Annotated in this window: 3 protein-coding genes; all 3 read right to left on the minus strand. The window is 47.7% G+C overall.

All coding sequences use genetic code 11. From position 1 onward, the window contains the following. Positions 1-761: 761 nt before the first annotated feature. On the minus strand, positions 762-1,451 hold the full coding sequence (locus PV783_RS34465; protein ID WP_420991253.1) for a RusA family crossover junction endodeoxyribonuclease: 690 nt from the start codon (positions 1,449-1,451) through the stop codon (positions 762-764). After that, a complete protein-coding gene (locus PV783_RS34470; protein ID WP_420991254.1) occupies positions 1,426-2,172 on the minus strand; it encodes a hypothetical protein in 747 nt (248 codons plus the stop codon). The genes PV783_RS34465 and PV783_RS34470 overlap by 26 nt, the downstream gene beginning before the upstream one ends. Before the next feature lie 398 nt (positions 2,173-2,570). Next, on the minus strand, positions 2,571-2,964 hold a 394-nt coding region (locus tag PV783_RS34475; RefSeq protein WP_420991255.1), incomplete at its 5' end, for a hypothetical protein.

A 2,964-nucleotide genomic window follows, 5' to 3' on the forward strand; every position in this document is an offset into this window, starting at 1 on the left:
TATATACTCTTATATTCAAGGAATACATGCTAAACCCTTGTGCATACTACGTTCCATAGTGCGCATCCTTGCATCGGGTCATGCTATAATCTATTTATTTGAAAGAAACAAATTTGTTTATTTAATTTATTTACCAGTAGTTTGGTAGATTGATATATTTTTACTATGTGCCTATAGTGTACTTACGGCGTACTTACATAATACTTACGAAACACTTATATCATAAGTATGATGTAAGTACATAAAAAGTATAGGGGATTTTTGGTTATATGTGATGGGTTACTTATCTTTGCTTAGTACAGTGGGTGCAAATTTTTCCGCGCGTTTCAACCTGGAGGCCGCACCCCCTGGATCTCCTGGCACCCCTTCCTGGTGAAAAAAAGTTGATGTGTGTTGTCCCATTTAAAGCTCTTTTGGAACCATGCTGCAAAAATAAAGTTGATAAAGGGCATCCCTTTTTAGTCACTTTTTCAGACTATATATGTGAAGGGTGTCCCAGGCGCTCACCTGGTAGATCCTCCCTTCCCGGCCATATGCTTGCTGGTATTCACTTTCAAATCATTGCATCAGTGCTGCAAAAATAAAGTTGATAAAAGGCGTGACGTTTTAGGCTCTTTTGGCGACTATATATGTGAGGGGTCCCCAGGCGCTCACCTGGTAGATCCTCCCTTTTGTATACTACATATGAAAACCCTAGTAAACCGGGCCTGGTCTGTCCCCTCCCTGAAGGGGGGACAAGTCCAGAGGCCATATACCTTCAGCTATTCATCTTCCAGCTTCATTTTGATGATTGCATCATCCCAGGGCGATGGGAGTAAAACAAACTCTATATAGCCTTTCTCTGCATTTACATAGCGTTTTGAAAGACTGGCATTGTTTACATATCGGTCATCCCCTCCTGTAAACAGTGGGTCCAGTTGTATTATGTCGTAGACTATCCTGCGGTCCTCCCGGATGATCTTGCCTTCTGCATCGCGCCGGGGCACCCTTCTTTTCCTGGCGTTCAGCGCATCCAGGAATGCTTTAAACAGGTTGTCCATATCAGGGCGCTTATCAATCAGGACGTAGTGATGCTCTCGCTTTTTCTTTGCACTCCAGGACTTAGGGACCGGCAGGTAAAAGATAACGCCAAAAGGCGCATTGGGTATTTTAAAGCCCATTTCCAGGGCCATTTCCCGGATCTGCCTCTTATACTCCTGGAGCTTAATCAGGCGATCTAAACGCTTAATACCGGCATTTACCCAGGATTTCAGCTTTTCATTCACAAGCTCCCCCTTGCTTTCCTGCCTTTCAATCTGGCGCTGCTTCATCTTCAATTTGGTAGGACCAATGTCATACAGCTTTTGATCGGATTGGACCTGACGTATATCCGGCTTAGGTGTGATCGCAAAAACCGTAACCCGGTCCTTCGTCATCCGCAGCCGCTTAAACCTTCTTATCACTGCCGCCATTCAGGTACATTTTATTGTGAAGGTTTTGCGCAATAGACTTATAGGTGCCGGGTTCTACATACTCTCGATGCAGGAGCTTACCAGGTCGTACAGCCGTAAATGAATACTGGCCCCACTTTGGAGTGACCTCTATCTCAATAACGCCAGCGTGTGCCGGCAGATCTTTCACATCAATGAAACCAGCCGGAATGACAAAGAAAAACAGGTTATGCAACAGGCCCGCATTCAGGGCCACATGCCAGTTCCGGGCCTGCTTTCCAAACTGCGCGGCGTTAAACATTTCATCACTTAACTCCTGCGCAGTGAGGATGATCCGGTATTCTACGGACCGGCCTGCGGCAATAGCGAATACATCCATGTCCTTGCCCCGGAATTTATACTGCGGTAGGACCAGCTCAAAATTCTGCTCCCGTAGCCTAGTGCAAAGAGCTGTACGTATCTCGTCCCTGTTAAGATCAAAGTCCCGTGTGTTCTCCTTTAGCCAGGTGTCCAGGTTGAACTTAGTAAAGTCCTGGGGCCAGCCCTTACGGCCCGGCAAACGTTTATTAAGCTGACCAGTATCGACCGCTGGCGGTTTCGCGTGCTGTTTAATCAGCGGGTCAATCTTCCTCACTTTCTGCTGCCTGGCAGTAGCCTTGTCCGTTTTTTTCAAACCAGTCTGTTTGAGCGCACCTAACGCGCTATCCCTTAGCTGGTCAGTCTTTGCTGGTTTCTTTGCCATATAAATTTGTTTTGTTTGGTAGCAAATATACATGAAATTTACGTACATCGTACTTACAACATAAGTACAATCCACTTACGATATAAGTACATACCGGCTCCCACTATCTGAATTGTACCTGGAGGATATAGCTTACCGGCATATATACCCTTCCTTTAAAAATACCCATAGCAAGCACCAGGACAGGCCAAATTTAAACGATCTGTCTTTTCACGCACTACCTACTTAACCAGGGGGCAAGTTGAAATACGGGCTTAAAACAGCCTTTTTTTACATACCGGCATCCAGGATACCAGGTACTATTACCGGCCAACGGCAAAGTTCACATCCTGGAGATCCAGATACCTGGTAGCGCATCCCAGGTACAATATTATCATATCCCTTGACAGCAGCACATTTCATGGTTTCGGCCAGGTACAGATCTCCAGGCAAAGCACAGGATTTTTCCCCTGATCAGTAGGGGATATTTCCCCATACCCATCAGGAAAAATCCCGTGAATGACCTGGAGCTGATCATCCTGGACATTGGGCACCTGGTCGTTCATCTGGAGCTGCAACGAATTGTGGGGGTATTGAGGCCCGGAGGCCCGGCGCGGGCAGTGATGCCCGGCCCGGCCCGCCCGGCCCGCCCGGCCTAAGTAATCTTTTATTCCTGCCTGCCTGCCCGCCCGCCTGCCTGCCTGCCCAAATGCCCGTCCCGCCTGCATCCCGCCACGCCTGCCACCCGCCCCCCTACCTTTTCCCTCCCTTCCTTGTTCCCCTTCCTGCCATTGTTGGGGGCATTGTGTTGTG

The sequence above is a fragment of the Chitinophaga sp. CC14 genome (genome assembly GCF_048957795.1).
Classification (GTDB): Bacteria; Bacteroidota; Bacteroidia; order Chitinophagales; family Chitinophagaceae; genus Chitinophaga; species Chitinophaga ginsengisegetis.

Bases quoted from the DNA above. Each gene is read 5' to 3' on its own strand.
- PV783_RS34470 (WP_420991254.1), bottom strand. From the start codon at position 2,172: ATGGCAAAGAAACCAGCAAAGACTGACCAGCTAAGGGATAGCGCGTTA.
- PV783_RS34465 (WP_420991253.1), bottom strand. From the start codon at position 1,451: ATGGCGGCAGTGATAAGAAGGTTTAAGCGGCTGCGGATGACGAAGGAC.